The organism is Acidovorax sp. A79 (assembly GCF_041154505.1).
In the GTDB taxonomy this organism is placed as follows: Bacteria; Pseudomonadota; Gammaproteobacteria; order Burkholderiales; family Burkholderiaceae_C; genus Acidovorax.
Window position 1 is genome coordinate 22,232 of the sequence record NZ_AP028672.1, and the last position, 18,745, is coordinate 40,976.

Annotated in this window: 21 protein-coding genes; 10 read left to right on the forward strand and 11 right to left on the reverse strand. The window is 69.2% G+C overall.

The annotated features are described in order from the left end of the window. Positions 1-97 precede the first annotated feature (97 nt). The 3 genes from ACAM51_RS00110 to ACAM51_RS00120 all read right to left on the reverse strand — a co-directional run bounded on the left by ACAM51_RS00110 (position 98) and on the right by ACAM51_RS00120 (position 3,530). Positions 98-955 (reverse strand): MinD/ParA family protein, encoded by an 858-nt coding sequence (locus ACAM51_RS00110; RefSeq protein WP_218295156.1) that lies wholly within the window; start codon positions 953-955, stop codon positions 98-100. Positions 956-965: 10 nt separating this feature from the next. Further along, positions 966-1,733 (reverse strand): GGDEF domain-containing protein, encoded by a 768-nt coding sequence (locus tag ACAM51_RS00115; RefSeq protein ID WP_218295155.1) that lies wholly within the window; start codon positions 1,731-1,733, stop codon positions 966-968. A gap of 84 nt (positions 1,734-1,817) precedes the next feature. Next, entirely contained in the window at positions 1,818-3,530 is a 1,713-nt protein-coding gene (locus ACAM51_RS00120) for a SulP family inorganic anion transporter (protein ID WP_218295154.1), read from the reverse strand. Positions 3,531-3,658: 128 nt separating this feature from the next. Between ACAM51_RS00120 and ACAM51_RS00125 the strand changes: the two genes are divergently transcribed. The 4 genes from ACAM51_RS00125 (at position 3,659) to ACAM51_RS00140 (ending at position 6,617) form a co-directional block, all read left to right on the forward strand. After that, entirely contained in the window at positions 3,659-4,150 is a 492-nt protein-coding gene (locus tag ACAM51_RS00125; protein ID WP_369642378.1) for a BON domain-containing protein, read from the forward strand. 74 nt (positions 4,151-4,224) lie between these two features. Then, entirely contained in the window at positions 4,225-5,463 is a 1,239-nt protein-coding gene (locus ACAM51_RS00130) for a PLP-dependent transferase (protein WP_369642379.1), read from the forward strand. 73 nt (positions 5,464-5,536) lie between these two features. Next, on the forward strand, positions 5,537-6,376 hold the full coding sequence (locus ACAM51_RS00135) for a DUF2189 domain-containing protein (RefSeq protein ID WP_369642380.1): 840 nt from the start codon (positions 5,537-5,539) through the stop codon (positions 6,374-6,376). Positions 6,377-6,425: 49 nt separating this feature from the next. Next, positions 6,426-6,617 (forward strand): hypothetical protein, encoded by a 192-nt coding sequence (locus tag ACAM51_RS00140; RefSeq protein ID WP_218295150.1) that lies wholly within the window; start codon positions 6,426-6,428, stop codon positions 6,615-6,617. Between the two features lie 15 nt (positions 6,618-6,632). Here ACAM51_RS00140 and ACAM51_RS00145 read toward each other — a convergent pair whose 3' ends face one another. Then, a complete protein-coding gene (locus tag ACAM51_RS00145) occupies positions 6,633-7,313 on the reverse strand; it encodes an arylesterase (RefSeq protein WP_369642381.1) in 681 nt (226 codons plus the stop codon). A 15-nt stretch (positions 7,314-7,328) separates the two neighbouring features. Here ACAM51_RS00145 and ACAM51_RS00150 point away from each other — a divergent pair, with 15 nt between their 5' ends. The 4 genes from ACAM51_RS00150 (at position 7,329) to ACAM51_RS00165 (ending at position 10,948) form a co-directional block, all read left to right on the forward strand. After that, a complete protein-coding gene (locus ACAM51_RS00150) occupies positions 7,329-8,042 on the forward strand; it encodes an ABC transporter ATP-binding protein (RefSeq protein ID WP_218295148.1) in 714 nt (237 codons plus the stop codon). Positions 8,043-8,132: 90 nt separating this feature from the next. Then, positions 8,133-8,879 (forward strand): 23S rRNA (guanosine(2251)-2'-O)-methyltransferase RlmB, encoded by a 747-nt coding sequence (gene rlmB, locus ACAM51_RS00155; RefSeq protein WP_218338677.1) that lies wholly within the window; start codon positions 8,133-8,135, stop codon positions 8,877-8,879. A gap of 34 nt (positions 8,880-8,913) precedes the next feature. Beyond that, complete coding sequence (locus tag ACAM51_RS00160) at positions 8,914-9,645, forward strand: NAD-dependent deacylase (protein ID WP_255590812.1); 732 nt, start codon at positions 8,914-8,916, stop codon at positions 9,643-9,645. 136 nt (positions 9,646-9,781) lie between these two features. After that, complete coding sequence (locus tag ACAM51_RS00165) at positions 9,782-10,948, forward strand: ABC transporter substrate-binding protein (protein ID WP_369642382.1); 1,167 nt, start codon at positions 9,782-9,784, stop codon at positions 10,946-10,948. Positions 10,949-11,038: 90 nt separating this feature from the next. On the opposite strand, the gene ACAM51_RS00170 is transcribed toward ACAM51_RS00165, so the two are convergent. The 4 genes from ACAM51_RS00170 to ACAM51_RS00185 all read right to left on the reverse strand — a co-directional run bounded on the left by ACAM51_RS00170 (position 11,039) and on the right by ACAM51_RS00185 (position 13,646). Continuing rightward, entirely contained in the window at positions 11,039-11,659 is a 621-nt protein-coding gene (locus ACAM51_RS00170; RefSeq protein WP_218338674.1) for a chromate transporter, read from the reverse strand. After that, positions 11,656-12,255, reverse strand: a complete 600-nt coding sequence (locus ACAM51_RS00175; RefSeq protein WP_218295143.1) for a chromate transporter — start codon at positions 12,253-12,255, stop codon at positions 11,656-11,658. Before ACAM51_RS00175 ends, ACAM51_RS00170 begins: the two co-directional genes overlap by 4 nt. A gap of 237 nt (positions 12,256-12,492) precedes the next feature. Further along, positions 12,493-12,777 carry a DUF6150 family protein gene (locus ACAM51_RS00180; protein ID WP_218295142.1) on the reverse strand — a complete coding sequence of 95 codons (285 nt, stop codon included), beginning with the start codon at positions 12,775-12,777 and terminating at the stop codon, positions 12,493-12,495. Positions 12,778-13,013: 236 nt separating this feature from the next. Then, the gene (locus ACAM51_RS00185; RefSeq protein ID WP_218338672.1) at positions 13,014-13,646 is read right to left on the reverse strand and encodes a hypothetical protein; all 633 of its coding nucleotides are present in this window, start codon (positions 13,644-13,646) and stop codon (positions 13,014-13,016) included. A gap of 217 nt (positions 13,647-13,863) precedes the next feature. Here ACAM51_RS00185 and ACAM51_RS00190 point away from each other — a divergent pair, with 217 nt between their 5' ends. Next, positions 13,864-15,183 (forward strand): cation:proton antiporter, encoded by a 1,320-nt coding sequence (locus tag ACAM51_RS00190; protein ID WP_369642383.1) that lies wholly within the window; start codon positions 13,864-13,866, stop codon positions 15,181-15,183. A gap of 94 nt (positions 15,184-15,277) precedes the next feature. Here the strand turns inward: ACAM51_RS00190 and ACAM51_RS00195 are convergent, their stop codons facing one another. The 3 genes from ACAM51_RS00195 to ACAM51_RS00205 all read right to left on the reverse strand — a co-directional run bounded on the left by ACAM51_RS00195 (position 15,278) and on the right by ACAM51_RS00205 (position 18,097). Then, positions 15,278-16,327, reverse strand: coding sequence for a phytanoyl-CoA dioxygenase family protein (locus ACAM51_RS00195; RefSeq protein WP_369642384.1), 1,050 nt, complete (start codon positions 16,325-16,327; stop codon positions 15,278-15,280). Between the two features lie 95 nt (positions 16,328-16,422). Beyond that, positions 16,423-17,742: a type II toxin-antitoxin system HipA family toxin gene (locus ACAM51_RS00200; protein ID WP_369642385.1), complete on the reverse strand. Its 1,320-nt coding sequence runs from the start codon at positions 17,740-17,742 to the stop codon at positions 16,423-16,425. Positions 17,743-17,788: 46 nt separating this feature from the next. Further along, complete coding sequence (locus ACAM51_RS00205) at positions 17,789-18,097, reverse strand: helix-turn-helix domain-containing protein (protein WP_218295138.1); 309 nt, start codon at positions 18,095-18,097, stop codon at positions 17,789-17,791. A 93-nt stretch (positions 18,098-18,190) separates the two neighbouring features. Here ACAM51_RS00205 and ACAM51_RS00210 point away from each other — a divergent pair, with 93 nt between their 5' ends. After that, positions 18,191-18,712, forward strand: coding sequence for a hypothetical protein (locus ACAM51_RS00210; protein ID WP_255594663.1), 522 nt, complete (start codon positions 18,191-18,193; stop codon positions 18,710-18,712). The last annotated feature ends 33 nt before the right edge of the window (positions 18,713-18,745 follow it).

Consider the following 18,745-nt stretch of genomic DNA (forward strand, 5'->3'; position numbering starts at 1 on the left):
GGATTCACGGCAAGGCAGCGCAATGGGGCCGCTGCGCTTCGCCTTCCGCGCGGGCCGCCGCCGTGCAGCCCGGGGCCCGCAGCAGCCCGCGGGCTGCTCAGGGGGCGGGCGTCAGCAGCGTGGTTTCGATCTTGTTGGCCAGCTGGGCAATGGCCAGGGCCGCGGGGCAACCCGGGGTCTGCAGCAACAGCAGCTGGCGGCGCATCACGGCGTCGCGCACGGAAGGGTCGGCCGGGATGTCGCCCATGTGGATGAGGCGCATAGGGCGGCCCGACTCGGTGCTCACAAAGCGGTCCAGCACCTGTTGCAGCTGGCTGGTGATGGCACGGCCATCGCCCGGGCGCGCGGCCTGGTTGATGACCATACGCACGTGCTGGCGCTTTTGCTGCATGGCCAGCACCTTGATGGCCGCATAGGCGTCGGTCAGCGAGGTGGGTTCGGGCGTTGCCACGATCAGCACCTCGGAGGCGAGCGAAATGGAGAACAGCACCACGTCGGAGATCCCGGCGCCGGTATCGAGCAGCACCACGTCGTACTGGGGCGTGAGCGCCTGGATCACGCTCAGGAACTGGTTGCGCACCTCGGGCGTCAGGCGCGAATACTCGACCATCCCCGATCCCGCCAGCAGAACGTTGAAGCCGCCGGGCGCCTGGATCACGGCTTCGTCCAGCGTGGCCTTGCCGGTGAAGACATCGTGCAGCGTGATTTTCGGGTGCAGGTTCAGCACCACGTCGAGGTTGGCCAGGCCCAGGTCGGCATCGAGCACCAGCACACGCTGGCCGCGGCGGGTCAGGGCGGCGGCCAGGTTGGCAGAAACAAAGGTCTTGCCCACCCCGCCCTTGCCGCTCGTGACCGCAATGATGCGGGCGCCCCCGGGGGCGGGAGCGTGGGGCGTGGCCGGGCCGGCAGGAACTGCTGGCGATGTGGGTGGGGAGGGGGACAGCGCGTCGCTCATCTTCTAACTTTCAGTAGGCGCTGCCTGTTGGGTCCAGCGGGGGCAGATCGCCCCAGCCCGAGGGGGTGTAGAGCGGTCCGAACAACAGGCTTTTCTCTTCGGCACTGACCGTGCTGTCGGGCTGCTCCTCGATGCTGACGCGGTTGCGGCCTTCGGCCTTGGCCTGGTAGAGCTGGTGGTCGGCACGGTCCGTCCACAGCAGCGTGGTCGAACGGATCCACTGCATGGCGAAGGCGCCGCCTATGCTCACCGACACGTTGAGCTCCACCGTGCTGGAAACCCGGATGGGCGTGTTGGCCACTGCGCGCCGGATGCGCTCGGCCACCACGCGGCCAAACCCTGCCTGGCATGCGGGCAGCACCACCGCGAACTCTTCGCCGCCATAGCGTGCCAGCGTGTCCATGGGGCGCACACAGGCATTGAGCGTGCGGGCCACCGACTGCAGCACGATGTCGCCGGCCAGATGGCCATGCGTGTCGTTCACTTTCTTGAAGTGGTCGATATCGAGCATGAGCAGCAGCGCGGCCTCGCCGGAGCGCGTGACGCGGTCGATTTCGCGCTCGAGCACCGCCCGGAAATGCCGGCGATTGGCCAGGCCGGTGAGCGGGTCCTTGAGGGACAGCTCGCACAGGCCGTCGATCAGGCCCTGCAGGTAGCGCGAAGGCACCTCGCGGTGCAATGCAGCTTCGCTGCCGCTGGCCTGAGCCACCAGCGCGTGTGCAGTATCCAGGCGAAGGTCGCGCAGATCTACAAGGTAAGAGGCCGCAGAGTCAGACACAAATGGAGCAAAGAGAGTTTATGAAGTGTACCAGTGCGTCAGCAAAAAGAGGGCCAGCCCTGTGTCTAGGTGAAACCCGCAAAGCTATCCCTGGGCGGGGGCGGTAGAAGGGGGCAATGGCGAGGGTGGCAGCAGCTGCAGCGCCATCAAGGCGTCGGCATCGGTGCGGTACATCGCCAGGCCGGCGCCGGCGTCCAGCAGGCCCGCCTGGCGCAGCACCCGCTCCACGGGCAGCTTGAGGCCGCTCAGGTGCAGCGTGCCGCCGCGGGACCGCAGCAAGGCCAGCAGGTGGGCGAAGGTCTCCACGCCCGTCACGTCGATGCGGTTGATGGGCTGGGCCAGCAGGCACAGGTGCACCACCTCCGGGTGGGCTGCCAGGTGTTCGGTGACGCGGCGCTCCAGCGCGCTGGCGGAGGCGAAATCGAGTTCCGCATCCATGCGCAGCGCCAGCAGCCGGGGGGCGAGCGCGGGAAGATGCCACAAGTGCCGGTCGCGCAGGCTGCCGTCAGGGTGCAGGCCCACCTCGATGATGCGGGGATGCAGCCGCTGGTACAGGAAGTGGCTCAGGTTCATCAGCAATCCCACCAGCACTCCCCAGTACATCCTGGGTGCCGTGGCGAGCGTCAGTGCGAAGGTGACGCCGCCGATCACCGCCTCCACCCGCGATACCCGCCACAGCCGCAGCAGCGTGCCAGGCTTGATGAGGCTGGTCACCGCGGTCACCACCACGGCCGCGAGCACCGATTGCGGCACGTGGTAGAGCGCCGGCGTGAGCCAGAGCAGCACCACCAGCACCAGCGCGATCGCAAAAACGGTGGCCCAGCCGCTTTTTGCGCCCGCGTACAGGTTGATGGCCGACCGCGAGAACGAGGCGCTGGTGGCAAAGCTGCCGCACAGCCCGCTGCTGATCTTGGCCAGGCCCTGGCCAATCAGATCCTGGTTTTCGTTCCAGCGCTCGCCCGAGCGCTGGCTTTCCACCTTGGCGCTGGACGCGGTTTCGAGAAAGCTCACCAGCGTGACCACCAGCACCGGCATCACCAGGGCGGCGAATCCCGACCAGGGGAGGGCGCCGGGCCAGTAGGGGGCGGGCAGCCCCGAAGGCAGCGCCCCCACCACGGCGCCACCAGCGTCCGCATAGCCCAGCGCCCAGCTCAGCGCGCCCGCAGCGCCCACGACGACGATGGCGGCGGGGAAATTGGGCCGCCAGCGGCGTGCGAGGGTCAGCAATGCCAGGCTTCCCAGGCCAAAAGCGGCCGCGGCGAGGTCAAACAGGCCGGGCGAGGGCGTGGACAGCAGCGCGCCCCAGTCCGACCGCAGGCCCGTGAGCGCCGCGAGCTGAGAGCCCAGGATCAACAGGGCCGCCGCCTGCGTGAAGCCACTGAGCACGGGGGATGTCACCAGGTTCAGAAGCCAGCCAAAACGCGCGATGCCCATCACCAGCTGCAGCAGTCCGGACATCAGGGCGATCCATGCCGCCATGGCCACCCATTGCGCGCTGCCCGGCTCGGCCAGGCCCGTGAGCGAAGCGCCGATCAGCAGGCTGGTGAGCGCCGTGGGACCCACGCCCAGACGGGTGGACGCACTGAACAGCACCGCCACCAGGGCGGGAATCAGCGAGGCATAGATGCCCGTCACGAGCGGCATGCCGGCCAGGGCCGCATAGGCGACCCCCTGCGGCACCAGCATCAGGCCCACCGTCATGCCGGCCCAGAACTCCCCCTTGAGCAGGGCACGGTCGGGCCGGGGCCAGGAGAGAAAGGGAAGCCAGCGGGTCAGCGAGGAGGGGAAAGCAAGCATGCATCCATTGTCGCCCCTGCCGGGGGACGTACCGGCACCGTCCTACAGACGCTTCGGCGGCGTCCGACCCACCGTGACCCCAACAACGATTACATTCACGCCATGTACCAACCGCAAGGAGTTTCCGCATGAACAACCTGAAGATTTCCCAGCGTCCCTCGCACCGTATCGCCACCATCCTGGCCGTGAGCGCCCTGGCCCTGGGCCTGTCGGCCTGCGGGAAGAAGGAGGAGCCCACCGTGGGCCAGCGCCTGGACTCTGCCGTCGAAAAGACCGAGCAGGCAGCGGCCGACGCCCGGGCCAAGGCAGAAAGCGCGATGCAGAACGCCGAAACCAAGGTGGAGCAAAGCGCCGCGAACGCAGAATCTTCCGTCAAGGAAGCGGCCAGCAAGGGCATGGTGTTCCTCGACGACGCCGGTATCACCGCGCAGATCAATGCGAGCCTGGCCAAGGATCCCGATCTGAGCGCCGCCAAGATCAATGTCAACACCGTCAACGGCCGCGTGACCTTGAACGGCCCGGCGCCTTCCACCGTCGCCCGTGAGCGCGCTGAAACCATTGCCAAGGCCGTGAGCGGGGTGACCTCGGTCAACAACCAGCTGGTCGTGACCGCCAGCTGATTCGCCTGCCAGCGCGCCGTAGCCGCGCCGCACGCCATACGCGCCGCCAGGGGTATCCCTGGCGGCGCGCTACCATGGCTGGCATGAAAGAGCACGATACCGATCCCGCCACCCGCATCGTCCACCACGGCTACGTGCCACCCAGCGGGTTCGCGGCCCCGCAGCCGGGGGTCTACAAGGCCTCCACCGTCATTTTTCCCAACGTGGCGGCCATGCGCTCGCGCGAGTGGAAGGACAAGAGCGGCTATACCTACGGCCTGCACGGCACGCCCACCACCTTCATCCTCGAAGAGCGCCTGTGCACGCTGGAAGGGGGCCTGCAGTGCGTGCTGGTGCCCAGCGGCCTGGCGGCCATCGCCAATGTAGGGCTGGCCTTGCTCAAACCGGGCGATGAGGTGCTGATACCCGACAACGCCTACGGTCCCGGCAAGGATTTCGCCCACGGCGAACTCGCGCGTTTCGGCGTTTCCCATGGGCTGTACGACCCGCTGGACCCCGCCGACCTGGCGGCCCGCATCACGCCGGCCACGCGGCTGGTCTGGCTGGAGGCCCCGGGCTCGGTCACCATGGAGTTTCCGGATCTCTGCGAGCAGGTGCGCATCTGCCGTGCCCGTGGCGTGATCACCGCCCTGGACAACACCTGGGGGGCGGGCCTGGCGTTTGCGCCCTTCGATCTCAGCGGAGACGGCGGCCTGGGTGTGGACATCTCGGCCCATGCCCTCACCAAATACCCCAGTGGCGGCGGTGACGTGCTCATGGGCAGCGTGATCACGCGCGACCCGGGCCTGCACATGAAGATCAAGCTGACCCACATGCGGCTGGGCCTGGGAGTGGGCGGCAACGATGCCGAGGCCGTGCTGCGTGCCTTGCCCAGCATTGGCTTGCGCTACCGCGCCCATGACAGGGCGGCCCGCGGCCTGGCGCAGTGGATGCAGCAGCAGCCTGCCGTGGCCCAGGTCCTGCACCCGGCGCTGGCGGGGGCGCCTGGCCACGGCCACTGGAAGGCGCTGTGTGGTGCGGCCGACGGCGGCGAGGGCGCGGCCGCCGGGTTGTTCAGCGTGATGATCCACGCGCGCCACACCCAGCAGCAGGTGGACGTGTTCTGCGACAGCCTGCGCCTGTTCAAGCTCGGCTACAGCTGGGGCGGGCCGATGAGCCTGGTGGTGCCTTACCACCTTGCCAGCATGCGCAGCCGTCCCACGGCGCATCTCCAGCCCGGCACGCTCGTGCGGTTTTCCATCGGGCTGGAAGCGGAGGAGGATCTTCGGCAGGACCTGCAGCAGGCCCTGGAGCGGGCCTTCCCGGAGGCCTGACACCGGCCGGACGTGCCAGGGGGTGGTAGTTTCCGCAGTGGCGTGCAAGTGCCGGGGGGCTTAGTGTGGCGGCATGACTGCCACCTCTTCCAAGCCCGCCCCCGACGCGGCAGGCCCCGCGGGCTCCACGGCCGCCGACACCGGCACCGCGCAGCAGGTCACCCTGCAGCGCCTTCGCCTGGCCGACCCGTTCCGCTGGCTCGCCAGGGGCCTGCGGGACGTGCGCGCCGCGCCCGGCATCGCCGTGTTCTACGGCACGTGCTTCTGGGCCATGGCGCTGGTGCTGGGCTGGGTCTTTCGCACCCGGCCGGAGTACACGATGTCCCTGGCGAGCGGCTGCCTGCTGCTGGGCCCTTTCCTGGTCATGGGGCTGTATGACACCAGCCGGCGGCGCGAGGCGGGGCTGGCGCCGGCATTGAGCGAGTCGCTCACCTGCTGGGACAGCCACATGGGCAGCATGGGCATGCTGGTGCTGGTCCTCGTGGTGCTCGAGCTGCTGTGGGGCCGTGCCTCGCTGGTGGTGTTCGCCGTGTTCTTCAACACCGGCATGCCATCGACCACGGGCGTGTTGCAGGCGGTCTTCAACCCGCAGAACTGGAGCTTCGTCGCGGTCTATGCCGTGGTCGGGGGCGTGTTCGCGGCACTGGTGTTCTCCACATCCGTCGTGTCCATCCCCATGATCCTCGACCGCGACACCGACGCCCTCACGGCCGGCATCACGAGCATGCGCGTGGTGGTGGAAAACACTGCCGTGATGCTGCTCTGGGGGGCGATCATTACCGCCGCGGTGGCCGTTTCGCTCTGGTTCTGGGGCATTGGGCTGCTTCTGGCGGGCCCTGTCCTGGGCCATGCCAGCTGGCATGCGTACCGTGCATCAGTAACCCCACTGCGGCCCGCTGCGGCATGTGCCTGAAAAAAGACCATGCTGTTACAGTGAGCCTCTACTTCAGGAAGCAACTACCTTGGCAACACCCAACTACGGATACGAAAAACGCCAGCGCGAACTCGCCAAAAAGAAAAAAAAGGAAGAGAAGCTGAGGGCCAAAACACAGCGCCGGCCCGATGACCCGCAGGGGGACCAGCCCTCGGATGGTCAGCCGGCCGAGGGCGCGGATGCCCCTGCCGGTCAGCCCGCGGATTCCACCGGCGCCTGAGGCGCCGGACCCATTTCAGCGCAGCAATTTCCTGAGTTCCGGCCATACGTTGGCCAGCATCTGCGGATGCGCCTCGGCGCGTGGGTGGATGCGGTCCGGCTGGAACAGGCGGGTCGGGTCCGCCCCGTCCGCCACGCCCTTCAGGAAGAAAGGGACCACGGCGGCCTTCTGGGCCTGCGCGACCGTGGCGAACAGGCCCGCAAACCGGTTCGCGTAGTCGGTGCCATAGTTGGGCGGCACCTGCATCCCCACCAGCAGCACCCTGGCGCCGGCCTTTTGCGCCGCCTGCGTCATCCACGTCAGGTTCTCTTCGGTATTCTTGAGCGGCAGCCCGCGCAGGGCATCGTTGCCGCCCAGTTCAATCACCACATGGCTGGGCTTGTGCTGCGCCAGCAGCGCTGCCAGACGCGAGCGCCCGCCCGCGGTGGTCTCCCCGCTCACGCTGGCGTTGACCACGGTGGCCGCCAGCTTGTCCTGGGCGAGCTGCTTTTCCAGCAGGGCCACCCAGCCCGTGCCGCGCGCCAGCCCGTACTCGGCGCTCAGGGAGTCTCCCAGTACGAGGATGAGAGGAGGGCGAGGCGGCGTGGCCGCGGCTTTCGCGCTGGCCTGGGCCCAGGCGGTGGGGGCGCAAGCCCCCACCACGGCGCCGGTGGCGGCGCTCAGGATAAAGTGGCGTCGATGCAGATCTCGAATCAAAGTAAAGAGCCTTTCATGTCCGAATCCCTCTCATCGCCCGTGGCATCGGCCACGGCGCCGTCCGCGGCACCCATTATTGCCGTGGAGCATGTCTTCAAGTCGGTGACGGATTCCACCGGAACGCTCGACATTCTGCGGGATATCGATTTCCGCCTGGCCTCCAGGGAAACTGCGGCCATCGTGGGGGCTTCGGGATCGGGCAAGAGCACCTTGCTGTCCATCATCGCGGGGCTGGACACCCCCACGCGGGGCACCGTGCGCCTGGACGGGCACGACCTCTTTGCCATCGACGAGGATGCGCGCGCCGCGCTGCGCGCCCAGAAAGTGGGCTTCGTGTTCCAGAGCTTTCAGCTCATGGGCAACCTCACCGCGCTGGAGAACGTGATGCTGCCGCTGGAGCTGGCCAACCGGCGCGATGCGCGCAAGGCCGCCGCCGACATGCTGGCCCGCGTGGGCCTGGGGCAGCGCCTCGCGCACTACCCCAAGGTGCTGTCGGGCGGCGAGCAGCAGCGCGTGGCGCTGGCGCGTGCCTTCGTGGTGCAGCCGGCGGTGCTGCTGGCCGACGAGCCCACGGGCAGCCTGGACTTCGCCACCGGCGAGACGATCATGAAGCTCATGTTCGACCTCAACCGCGAACAGGGCACGACCCTGGTGCTGGTCACGCACGACCGGGCCATCGCCGACCAGTGCGAGCGGCGCATCACCATCGAGGCCGGGCGGGTCGTTTGAGTTCAAGTGCTGTTTGCACTAAAGCGCAAGCAGTGCAAGCGCCTGTAGCTATAAAAATGATAGCTATGACGTGCAACGGATAATCACGCCATGTCCAGCCCCAAAGTTCTCTTCGGCTTTCACGCCGTGGGCGTGCGTCTGAAGACCGCGCCGAAATCCATCATCGAGATTTACTACGAAGCCACGCGGCGCGACGCCCGCATGCGCCAGTTTCTCGACCGTGCCCGCGAGGCCGGTGCCCGCCTGATCGAGGCCGACAGCGCGCGCATCGCCAAGCTGGCCGGCAGCCACGGCCACCAGGGCGTGGCCGCGCGGGTGGAGCCCGTGGCCCAGGTCACTTCGCTCGACGAACTGCTGGAGAACCTGGAAGCCGCCGGCATCGAGCAGCCTTTGCTGCTGGTGCTCGACGGCGTGACCGACCCGCACAACCTGGGCGCCTGCCTGCGCGTCGCCGATGGCGCGGGCGCGCATGCCGTCATCGCCCCCAAGGACCATGCCGTGGGCATCAACGCCACGGTGGCCAAGGTGGCCAGCGGCGCGGCCGAGACCATGCCGTACTTCATGGTCACCAATCTGGCGCGCACGCTGGGCGAGCTCAAGGAGCGCAACATCTGGTGCATCGGCACCAGCGACGATGCGCCCAAGACGGTCTACCAGGTGGACCTGAAAGGCCCCGTGGCCCTGGTGCTGGGCGCCGAGGGCGATGGCATGCGCCAGCTCACGCGCAAGACCTGCGACGAACTGGTGAGCATTCCCATGAAGGGCGCGGTCGAGAGCCTGAACGTGTCGGTGGCCAGCGGCGTGTGCCTGTATGAGGCGCTCCGTCAACGCTCCTGATTCCTGCGCCGGCCCGGACGACGCAGGAGGGGCCTTGCTGGACACCGTGAAGGACTGGGTGCGGCAGGCCCGCCACATCGCCGTGCTGACCGGGGCGGGCGTGAGCGCGGAATCGGGGGTGCCCACCTTCCGTGACGCCCGGACGGGCTACTGGGCCCAGTTCCGCCCCGAGGACATGGCGACCGAGGAAGGCTTTCGCGCCCACCCCCAGCGCGTGTGGGACTGGTACCAGTACCGGCGCGATCTGCTGCAGGGGGTGGCGCCCAATGCGGGGCATTTTGCGCTGGCCGATTTTCAGCGTGGCGATCCTGGCCGCCTCACGCTCATCACCCAGAACGTCGATGGCCTGCACCAGCGTGCCGGCAGCGCCGGAGTGCTGTGCCTGCACGGCGACATCTTCCAGGACCGCTGGCTGGATATGCCGCGCAACTGCTGCCATGTCGACCACGCCGTGGCGGGCCGTCCGCCATATTGCGACCGCTGCGGCAACCTGCTGCGCCCCGGGGTGGTGTGGTTCGGGGAGGCCCTGCCGTATGCAACGCTCGAGGCCGCGCAGCACGCAGCCGGGCGTTGCGACCTGATGCTGGTCGTGGGCACGGCCGGTGCGGTCTACCCGGCGGCCGGCCTGGCGCACCAGGCGCGCGCGGCCGGTGCCCGGGTGGCGGTGCTCAACCCCGCGCCCAGCGAGCTGGATGGCGCCGCGCATGCGGTGCTGCGTGGCACCGCCGCCACGCTCCTGCCGCAACTGCTGCTGGCCCGCGGCTAGAGCGCAGGCAGGTTCTTTGCTGCGGGCCGGCGGCCGTGGTGTGACGTGATGCGCACAGCTGTCGCGAAGCTGACAAGTGAAACCCGCATCTGCCTGTAGCCTGCGCCACCTTTGCACTACTTTGGGGCGTATCGACATGAGCCGTAGACACTTTCTTTTGCGCGCCACCCAGGCCGTGGCTGCCACCGGCTTGCCCGCATGGGCCCAGACCGCCATGGCCGCAGAAGAAGCCCTGACCGCCCGGAGCGTCAACCTGGGCTGCTCCATCGCGCTGACCGGCCCGCTGGGCCAGGCAGGCATCGAGCAGGTGGCGGGCATGAAGGCGGCGTTTGCCGAAGTGAACAGCGCCGGCGGCGTGCACGGCCGCGAGATCCGCATGGAGATCAAGGACGACGGCTATGTGGCCAGCCGCACCCTGCAGAACGTGACCGGCATGGTCGAGGCGCAGTCGGTGTTCGCGCTGATCTCGCCGCTGGGCACGGCCAATACCGCGTCCATTCTTCCGCTCATCGAATCCAAGGGCATTCCCACCGTGGGGCCCGTCACGGGCGCCACTTCGCTGCGCATGCCCGAAAACCGCCATGTGTTCTTCCTGCGCCCCACGTACCGCGAAGAGACGCAGCGCCTGGTCAAGCAGATCGTGGACATGGGCCTCAAGCGCATTGCCGTGGTCTACCTGGACAACCCCTTTGGCAAGGAAGTGCTCAAGGACATGTCCAAGGTGCTCGACGAGATCAAGGTCGAGCGCGCGGGCGAGTTTGCCCTGGCCGTGGATGGCAAGAACGGCGCCGAGCTGGCCGACAAGGTGGCCGCCGAGCGCCCGGGCGCCGTGCTGCTGGCCACCACCGGCACGGCCAACACCGCGTTCGTGCAGGCCTTTCGCGCCAAGGCGCAGGGCGTGCCGCTGGCGGGCCTGTCGGTCACGGTGATCTCCTCCGAGCTGCCCAAGCTCGCCGCTTCCACGCGCGGCCTGGCGCTGGTGCAGGTGTTCCCGGATGCCAACTCGCAAAAGTCGGTGGTGGTGCGCAAGTTCCAGAGCAGCATGAAGGCCACGGGCGGCGATGCGGCGTTCCTGAACAGCGGCAGCGCGCTGGAAGGCTGGCTCAACGGCCAGATCATGATCGAGGGCCTGAAGAATGCCGGCAAGGACGTCACGCGTGAACGCCTGCGCTCGGGCCTGGCCAGCATCCGCTCGCTGTCGTTCGGCGACTTCAACGTGGGCTTTGGCAACAAGGCGCCCTACATCGGTTCGGACGCGATCTACCTGGCGGTGTACGCGGAGAACGGACGCCGCATCAGCTAGGCGACCAGCAGCGGCCCAGCCCCCGCTGGGCCAGCGGCCTCGCGGGGCCCGCGCCGCCGCCGGCCCCGTGCCCGGCCGGCGCGCTAGACCCTAGACCCAGCCCACGGCCCCCAGCACGGCGCCCGCGGCCAGCATCCACAGCAGGTGCAGCCTGGTGCGCCACACCAGCACCACGGTGACGGCGCTCAGCAGCCACAGGGGCCAGGCCGTGGCCGGGCCGCCATGGGCGCGCGCCAGCACCCAGGAGGTGGCCAGCAGCAGGCCGATGACCACCGGCGCCATGCCTTGCTTGAAGGCGCGCACGCCCCGGCGCTCGCGGTTGCGGTGCCCCCAGCGCGTGGCCAGCCAGGTGAGCAGGCTGCTGGGCAGCATCACGCCCAGCATGCACACCGCCATGCCCAGCGCGCCCAGCAGCCAGCCGGCCATGCCGGGGCCTCCGGCGTTGATGCCCACGTTCCATCCCAGCAACGCGATGAACAGCACGTTGGGGCCGGGTGCGGCCTGGGCGATGGCGATGGAGGCGTTGAACTGCGGGTCGGTCAGCCAGGCCTGGCGCTCGACCAGGAAGCGGTGCATGTCGGGCGCGGTGGCGATGGCGCCGCCCACGGCCAGCAGCGACAGCGACATGTAGTACAGGAAGAGGTTGAACCAGTCGGCGGGGCCGAGCGCGAGCAGCGGGGCGGTCAATGCGGTGGAGGCGGACGTGTTCATGGCGCGAGCTTCCTCCAGGTGAGCAGGCAGGCCGCGCCGCCGACCACCGGCAGGATCCACAGCAGCGGCCAGCGCAGCACCACCATGGCCACGATGGTGAGCGCCACGAAGGCCACGCACAGCGGGCGGCCCAGGGGGTGTTTCTGGATGGAGGCGAAGAGCTTGATGCCCACCCCGGCGATCAGCCCCGCCGCCACGGCGCCCATGCCGCGCAGCGCGCCCGCCACGGCCGGGTGGCTGGAGAACTCGGCATAGACCACGGCCAGGGCCAGCACCAGGATCAGCGGAAAGGTCAGCATGCCCGCCAGCGCCGCGAGCGCGCCGCGCAGGCCGAAGTAGCGGTCGCCGATCATGATGCTGAGGTTGACCACGTTGGGGCCCGGCATGATCTGCGCCACCGCCCAGTCCTCGACGAATTCCTCGTTCGTCATCCAGCGTTTTTTCTCCACCAGTTCGCGCTGCACCACGGCCAGCACGCCGCCAAATCCCTGCAGGGCCAGCCAGGTGAAGGACCAGAACAGGTCGGCAGGGTTGCGCGGCTGTGGCCGGGGCGCGGGTTCGGGGGGCGGGGACGGCAGATCGGTGGCTGTGGCCATGGGGAAAATTTGGTCAAAATGGCTACTAGCGCTTTTGCAGCAAGCGCTGGCAGCTATCAAATCAGGAGTATTCGGGGTGCGCGGCCCGGCGCGCGGCGCCCAGGCGCCATGTTACGCGCGCCACGCCGCGCGCGCGGGGGGCAGGCCTCGCGTTGCGGCAAGGCTGGGCCTGCGATTCGCGTCGCCAGCACCGGGGCAGGGTGGCGTTGGGGCTGCGCCCTGGCCGCGCGCCGGGGCTCAGCCCAGCTTGCCGCGTAGCAGATGGTCCTTGTTGCGCCAGCCTGCCTGTTCGGGAGTGCCCACCTTGAACAGCTTCAGGTCCGCCTGGCTGGCGTGCCTGACCCGCAGGACCTTGAAGCTGGCCTGGTTCGCGTAGGCCACGAAGAACCAGATCGCATCGCCGCTGGCCTGCGTGGCATAGGCCACCTCGTGCCAGCACAGGTCGGCCAGGCTTTCGTGGGCGACCTCGCACACGCGCGCATCGGCCTGGTGTTCGTACTTCACTTCCAGGATCTTGGCCATGGGCATCCTTTCTGGCGGTCAGGCGGTGAAGGTGGCTGTGCGCAAGGGAAGCCGCCGCGCCGCGCAACCACCGGCCCCGCCACCCGAGTATCCGGGCTTTGGGGGCGCTGCGGTGCGTGCCCTGCGGGTCTGTCGTATTTTTGGGCCGAAACCGCCCTGGGCGCTGGTTGGGTCAGCGTGCGACGCTATCATTTTTGGAGGTTGTCGTGGAAATGCCCCCGGGCCTGGCCCGCCGCTCAGTCTTCCACCTGCGCGGATTCCACGAACACCAGCTCGCACGAATGCGCGCCCGAGTCCGACCGCGTGAGCGAGCTGGTCCAGCGCCAGCCGCTGGGGTGGGAGACCTCGACCAGCTTGCCCGTGATGCGGATGTACCCGCCCTTGCGTGCCTTCTTGAGCGCCCGTTCCACCGTGGGCGTGGCCGCGATCATGTGCATGTTGGCGGACGATTCGATGATCTCCTGCAGCGGGATGGGCGGCTGGTCGCGCCAGGAGTAGCGGTACCAGCGGTTGCCCTGGGTGATGCCCAGGGGCTCGTACACGGCCGGCTCCGCCATGCGCTTCCACCCCAGCGCCAGGTCCACGGGGGAGAGCTCGGCTTCCTTGCCCGCGTGGTAGTCCTCGCGTGCCAGCACCCGTGCGCGCACCGCGAATGCCGCCAGCGGCTTGACCTGGTAGCCCCGGAACTCGAAAGGCGCCTCGCTGGTGGCGGCCTGCACCGGGCTGTCCGCGAACTGCTGCTGCTGCGTCACGGCGGCGGGCCCCAGGCTCTGCAGCCGCTGGTCGGCCCGGTGCACCCGCAGCTTCTCGATGGCGAAAAAGGCCACCGCCAGCGCGATGGCGATCTTGAGGAGCATTGACAGGTTCATGCGCGGGCCGAAGAAGGGTTTGCGCGATTGTGAACAGGTTTCGGTACTGGCGGCATCCGCTGACAGCCGCAGGGGCCGTGCCCCGGCACAGCCTTGCCGGGGCACGGCCGTAAAGTGGCGTGATGAGCGTGCCATCTTTTCGCCACCCAGCCCGGCCCCTGCCCCCGCGCGCCAGGGGCGCCCTGGCCGTGCGCCGGGGGTGTGGCGCGGTGTCTCCATGAGCGAAGCCCTGCTTGTCCCGCTGGGCTTCCTGCTGGTGGGCCTGCTCCTGGTGGTGATGACACTGACGAGTTCGCTGATCTCGCGCGTACCGCTCAGCTCGGCCATCCTTTACCTGGCCGTGGGCGTGGGCATCGGCCCCTGGGGGCTGGGCCTGCTGGTGCTGGACCCGCTGGGCGATGCGGCGCTGCTGGAGCGGCTCACCGAGATCGCCGTGCTGATTTCGCTCTTCACCGTGGGCCTGAAGCTGGAGCTGCCGCTGCGCGATGCGCGCTGGCGCATCCCGCTGCAGCTGGCCACGGTCTCCATGCTGCTGACGGTGGGGGCCATCGCGGCCGTGGGCGTGTGGCTGCTGCGGCTGCCGCTGGGGGTGTCGGTGTTGCTGGGGGCCATCCTCGCCCCGACCGACCCCGTGCTCGCGTCGGACGTGCAGGTGGCCGACCCCCAGGACCGCGACCGCCTGCGCTTTGGCCTGACGGGCGAGGGCGGGCTCAATGACGGCACCGCGTTTCCCCTGGTGATGCTCGGCCTCGGGCTGATGTCCCTGCATGACCTGGGCGAGGGGGGATGGCGCTGGTGGGCGGTGGACGTGCTCTGGGCCGTGGCGGGGGGCGTGGGCATCGGCTTCGCGCTGGGCGCGGTGGTGGGCCGGGCCATCCTGTACCTGCGCATGCGCCACCGCGAGATGCTGGGGCCGGACGAGTTCATGGTGCTGGGCCTCATCGCGCTGGCCTATGGCACGGCCCTGCTGTGCCATGCCTACGGGTTTCTGGCCGTCTTCGCCGCCGGGCTGGCGCTGCGGCGCGTGGCGGCGCAGCCCGCCGGCCCTGCGCCGACGTTGGCGGAGGTGGAGGGCGCCACGGAAGTCGGGCACATGGAGCCCGCGCAGGCGCCGGGCCACATGATGCAGGCGGTCGAGCGGTTCAACGCCCAGCTCGAGCGCATCGCCGAAGTCGCCGTGGTGCTGGTGGTGGGCGCCCTGCTCACCGTGGTGAACTTTGATGCCGAGGTGCTGTGGTTCGTCCCCCTGCTGCTGTTCGCCATCCGCCCCTTGGCGGTCTACGCCGGTTTGGTGGGGGCCCGGGTGAAGCGCTCCCAGCGCCGCCTCATCGCGTGGTTTGGCATCCGCGGCATCGGCTCCGTGTACTACCTCATGTACGCCATCACGCACGGCCTGCACCCGGTGATCGCGCAGCGCCTGCTGGCGATCACGCTGGCGGTGGTGGTGGCCTCGGTGCTGCTGCACGGCATCTCGGTCACGCCGCTGATGCGGCGCTACGAGAAGCGCAAGGAGGCCAGGCGGGTGGCCGAGGACTGAAGGGCGCCGGCCGCCGGCCACGGTGGATGCCACCCGATGCCGCCGGATGGAGCGGCGCCTTGCCGGGACGCGCGGGGCGAAGGGGCGGGCGGCGTCAGATCCAGGTGGCGTGGCTGGGGACGTGGGCGGGGGCCATGTTGATGTACTGCACCAGGCGGGGCCCCGCGCCCCGGTTCGGGCTGGGGCCATGGGGCAGGGCCTGGTGCCAGATCACCAGGTCGCCCGCGTGGGCGCCGATGGGCGTGGCGCCCAGCGCGTGCAGGTCCTGCTGGCGCGGGTCGGCGCCGGCGGGCAGGTGCTCCAGCCAGCCGCCCACCCGGCGGTGAAAACCCGGCACCAGGGTGAGGGCGCCCTGTTCGGGGGGCGTGTCGGTCAGGTACAGGATGCCCTGGGTGGCGAAGGGGATGGGCTGGTGCAGGCTCACATCCCAATGCATGCCCTGGCCGCCATAGGGGTAGCCCGCGCGTTCGGGTGGATTGAACCCGCAGCGGTCCGTGCTGCGCCACAGGTCCGCCGTGCCCCACAGCTGGGCAAAGGCCTTGTGGATGCGCAGGGAGCGCCGGTTGGCCTCGAAGGCGGGGTGCTGGAACAGCTGGACCATGGTGTTGCGCGGGGCGTGGGCATACCACGACGCCGTATCGGCGGGATCGGCGCGCACCGCGTCCCACACGGCGTGCGCCGCGGCGGCGCTGTCGTGCGGCGGCACGGCAGCGCGCACCACCACGTAGCCATGCTCGTCCCAATGCGCAAGGTCCTCCGCATTCAGCACGGGCTCCATCGCGTCGATCCGGGCATGCAGCTGCAAGGCCGCTTCGGGCGCCGGGCCGCCATCCACAAGGGCTTGAATCCGCGCCACGGTGGTTGCATCGGGCGCGCCCGCTGTGCGCACGATCCAGTCCTCGAAGGCGGCGAACTCCGGGGCCTCGCGCAGCACGTACTGCATGGTCTGCTCCAGCCCCACCCCCAGCGCGGCCAGCACGATCTGCGTGCGGTGGCCTTCCCCGTGGGAGCCCTGCGCCAGGCCCCTGCGGGCGGCCATCCAGCGGGCCCAGCAGCGCTTGAGGTGGGGGACCCGCAAGGCGCCCGTCTCCGCGTCTGGCGGCAGTGGGTGGGGCAGGGGCGTGGGGGCGGCAGCGGCGGACATGGAGGGGCAGGGGACAGGAGAATGGAAAGAGGGCACGGCCGATGGTGCACACGCGTGCCCGAGGGCGCCCTCACATTTTGCAACGTCGCCTGCTGTCAACGTGCCAGGGCCACGCCCCCGGCAAGCCGCTGGTTGACGGCGGCCCGCAGGGAATCGGGTGCATCCGCGATCAGGCGGGGCCATTGCTCCCGGGCCCGCGCCACCGTGTCGCGCAGGAGCGCCAGGTGGCGCGGTACGCGCAGCAGTCCGGCCGACTTCATGAGGCCTTCCATGTCGTCCCAGCTGAACGCGCGCAGCGCGCGGTCGATGGAGCGGTTCATCGCGTACTGGCCCTCGGGCACGCCCTCGAAGAACGCGGCCACGCACACCGGGTCGTACACCGGCGCCAGTTGCGGCACGCGCCCGTCGGGGTAGACCAGCGCCCAGTTCTTCAGGTGCGCATCGGTGTTGCCCATGAGGATGAACGCCACCATGCGCGCCAGGAACTCGCGTGTGTCTTGCACCGGCTGGCGGCTCAGGCGGTTGAGCACGCGCAGCATGGTGGACCAGTCCTGCAGGATGCCCTTGCCGTACTTTTGCCGCGGGGTGTAGCCCAGCACCTGGTTGAACTCCTCCATGTGCACGCGGGCGCCGCCGGGCAGGTGGTCAAAGCGCTGCACGGCCAATATCTCGTTGAAGGGCACGGTGCCCGGCAGGTCGGCCTCGGCGCGGGTGATGACGCGTGCATCGGCGCAGTGCAGGCCCAGCGCCTTGCACAGCTGGTAGCCGGCGAACTCGTTGGCCACCAGGTCGGGGTGCGCGGTGGTGGGCAGCTTGAGGATCACGCTGCCGGCCGCGCCCTGGCGGCGCACGGTGTAGCGGCGGCCGTCCAGCACCGCGCTGAACTTGGTGACCACGCCGGGCAGCGATGCGGCGTCTTCCACCGGGAACTCGACAAAGCCCGGCTCCAGCACGTCCAGCCCTTGCGTGGTGTGCCAGTGCCGCACCACGTCGGGGATGCCGTCTTGCGAGGGCACGGGCTCCACCTCCAGCGCGCCCATCAGGTCGTGGCCCGCGGCGGCCAGCAGTTCGAACTCGTCGTCGGGGCTGCAGCCGCGCTCGCGCGCCAGCCGCTCGCGGTTGTGGCCCTCAGGCAGCAGGTTCTGAAAATACACGGGCCAGCGCCCGTCGGTGCGCACCAGCCGTGCATCCCGCGCCGACGCCAGGATCTGCTGCGTGGCTGCCTCGTCGGCACCCTGAAAGCTGAGCGACAGGGCGGGGCGCTGCGGGTTGCGGATGTAGCTCTCGTCAAACGACACGCGCAGGATGTCGCCGTACTGCGAAAGGTAGCCAATCGCCTCGCGCCCGCCCGCCGCGCCGTCTGCCAGGGCGGGGCGGTGCAGGTACAGGCGCAGGTAGCGGATGGAGGTGCTCATGGGGCCGGGTATGCGCAGGCGCGTGCGGGTGTGGGCGCTGGCGGCCTCAGCCGGCGCGGCTCAGGCTGTCCACCACCGACGGCGGCGCGTCCACTCCCGCGGGCTGGCCCAGGAACTTGCCGCCCGACTGGATGAACGCCTCCAGGCTGGGCCGCAGGCTGCTGGGCACGGCAATGATGTCCATGCCCAGCACGCGAGCCATCTCGGCCAGGGTGGAGTAGCGCGGGTCCAGGTCGCCACCTTCGGTGCGCTGGACGGTCATGCGGGAGAGGCCCGCGCGCTCGGCGAGTTCGGCCTGGGTGAGCTTGCCGGCTTTGCGGGCGATGGCCAGGCTCTGAATGAGATCGTTGTTCATGATTATATTTATACTCTTTTATTTGAAAAAGATAAACATAGGTATCATTATCGCCGTTGGTCTTGGCAAAAATACAGTTCAAGGAACCCACCATTGACCCAGCTGCTGCGAATCCATGTCACCGGTGCTTCAGGCTCTGGCACGTCCACGCTGAGCGCGGCCCTGGCCGCAGCGTTGAACGGGGCCCACCTCGACGCTGACGACTACTACTGGCTGCCCACCACGCCGCCGTTCACCAGCAGGCGGGACCCTACACAGCGCCTGGCCCTGCTCCTCGGCGACTTGCGCGCCAGCAAGGTGGCGGTGCTGGCCGGTTCCGTGGCCGGGTGGGGGCAGGAACTGGAAGACTGCTTTGACCTGATCGTGTTTCTCTACCTGGATGCTCCCGCGCGCCTCGCGCGCCTTCGCCACCGGGAGGCGCAGCGCTTTGGCCAGGCGAATCCTGCTTTCCTGGAATGGGCGGCTCAATACGATGACGGGGTGTTGCCAGGCAGAAGCCTGCAGAGGCAGCGGGACTGGCTCGCGGCACGGCGCGGTCCCCATATCGAACTGAGCTCGGACGCTCCTGTCCAGAATCTGGTGGCGGCTGTGATGAGGGCATTGCCCGGGTTCTGAAGCAACGGGCGAGGGCGCCCCCACCATGCCAAG

Excerpts from the sequence above, each read along its gene's own strand:
- ACAM51_RS00120 (WP_218295154.1), bottom strand. The coding sequence starts at position 3,530 with ATGCTTGCTTTCCCCTCCTCGCTGACCCGCTGGCTTCCCTTTCTCTCC.
- ACAM51_RS00135 (WP_369642380.1), top strand. The coding sequence starts at position 5,537 with ATGACTGCCACCTCTTCCAAGCCCGCCCCCGACGCGGCAGGCCCCGCG.
- rlmB (WP_218338677.1), top strand. The coding sequence starts at position 8,133 with ATGTCCAGCCCCAAAGTTCTCTTCGGCTTTCACGCCGTGGGCGTGCGT.
- ACAM51_RS00110 (WP_218295156.1), bottom strand. The coding sequence starts at position 955 with ATGAGCGACGCGCTGTCCCCCTCCCCACCCACATCGCCAGCAGTTCCT.
- ACAM51_RS00185 (WP_218338672.1), bottom strand. The coding sequence starts at position 13,646 with ATGAACCTGTCAATGCTCCTCAAGATCGCCATCGCGCTGGCGGTGGCC.
- ACAM51_RS00180 (WP_218295142.1), bottom strand. The coding sequence starts at position 12,777 with ATGGCCAAGATCCTGGAAGTGAAGTACGAACACCAGGCCGATGCGCGC.
- ACAM51_RS00150 (WP_218295148.1), top strand. The coding sequence starts at position 7,329 with ATGTCCGAATCCCTCTCATCGCCCGTGGCATCGGCCACGGCGCCGTCC.
- ACAM51_RS00200 (WP_369642385.1), bottom strand. The coding sequence starts at position 17,742 with ATGAGCACCTCCATCCGCTACCTGCGCCTGTACCTGCACCGCCCCGCC.
- ACAM51_RS00205 (WP_218295138.1), bottom strand. The coding sequence starts at position 18,097 with ATGAACAACGATCTCATTCAGAGCCTGGCCATCGCCCGCAAAGCCGGC.
- ACAM51_RS00170 (WP_218338674.1), bottom strand. The coding sequence starts at position 11,659 with ATGAACACGTCCGCCTCCACCGCATTGACCGCCCCGCTGCTCGCGCTC.
- ACAM51_RS00195 (WP_369642384.1), bottom strand. The coding sequence starts at position 16,327 with ATGTCCGCCGCTGCCGCCCCCACGCCCCTGCCCCACCCACTGCCGCCA.
- ACAM51_RS00190 (WP_369642383.1), top strand. The coding sequence starts at position 13,864 with ATGAGCGAAGCCCTGCTTGTCCCGCTGGGCTTCCTGCTGGTGGGCCTG.
- ACAM51_RS00130 (WP_369642379.1), top strand. The coding sequence starts at position 4,225 with ATGGCTGGCATGAAAGAGCACGATACCGATCCCGCCACCCGCATCGTC.
- ACAM51_RS00165 (WP_369642382.1), top strand. The coding sequence starts at position 9,782 with ATGAGCCGTAGACACTTTCTTTTGCGCGCCACCCAGGCCGTGGCTGCC.
- ACAM51_RS00175 (WP_218295143.1), bottom strand. The coding sequence starts at position 12,255 with ATGGCCACAGCCACCGATCTGCCGTCCCCGCCCCCCGAACCCGCGCCC.
- ACAM51_RS00125 (WP_369642378.1), top strand. The coding sequence starts at position 3,659 with ATGAACAACCTGAAGATTTCCCAGCGTCCCTCGCACCGTATCGCCACC.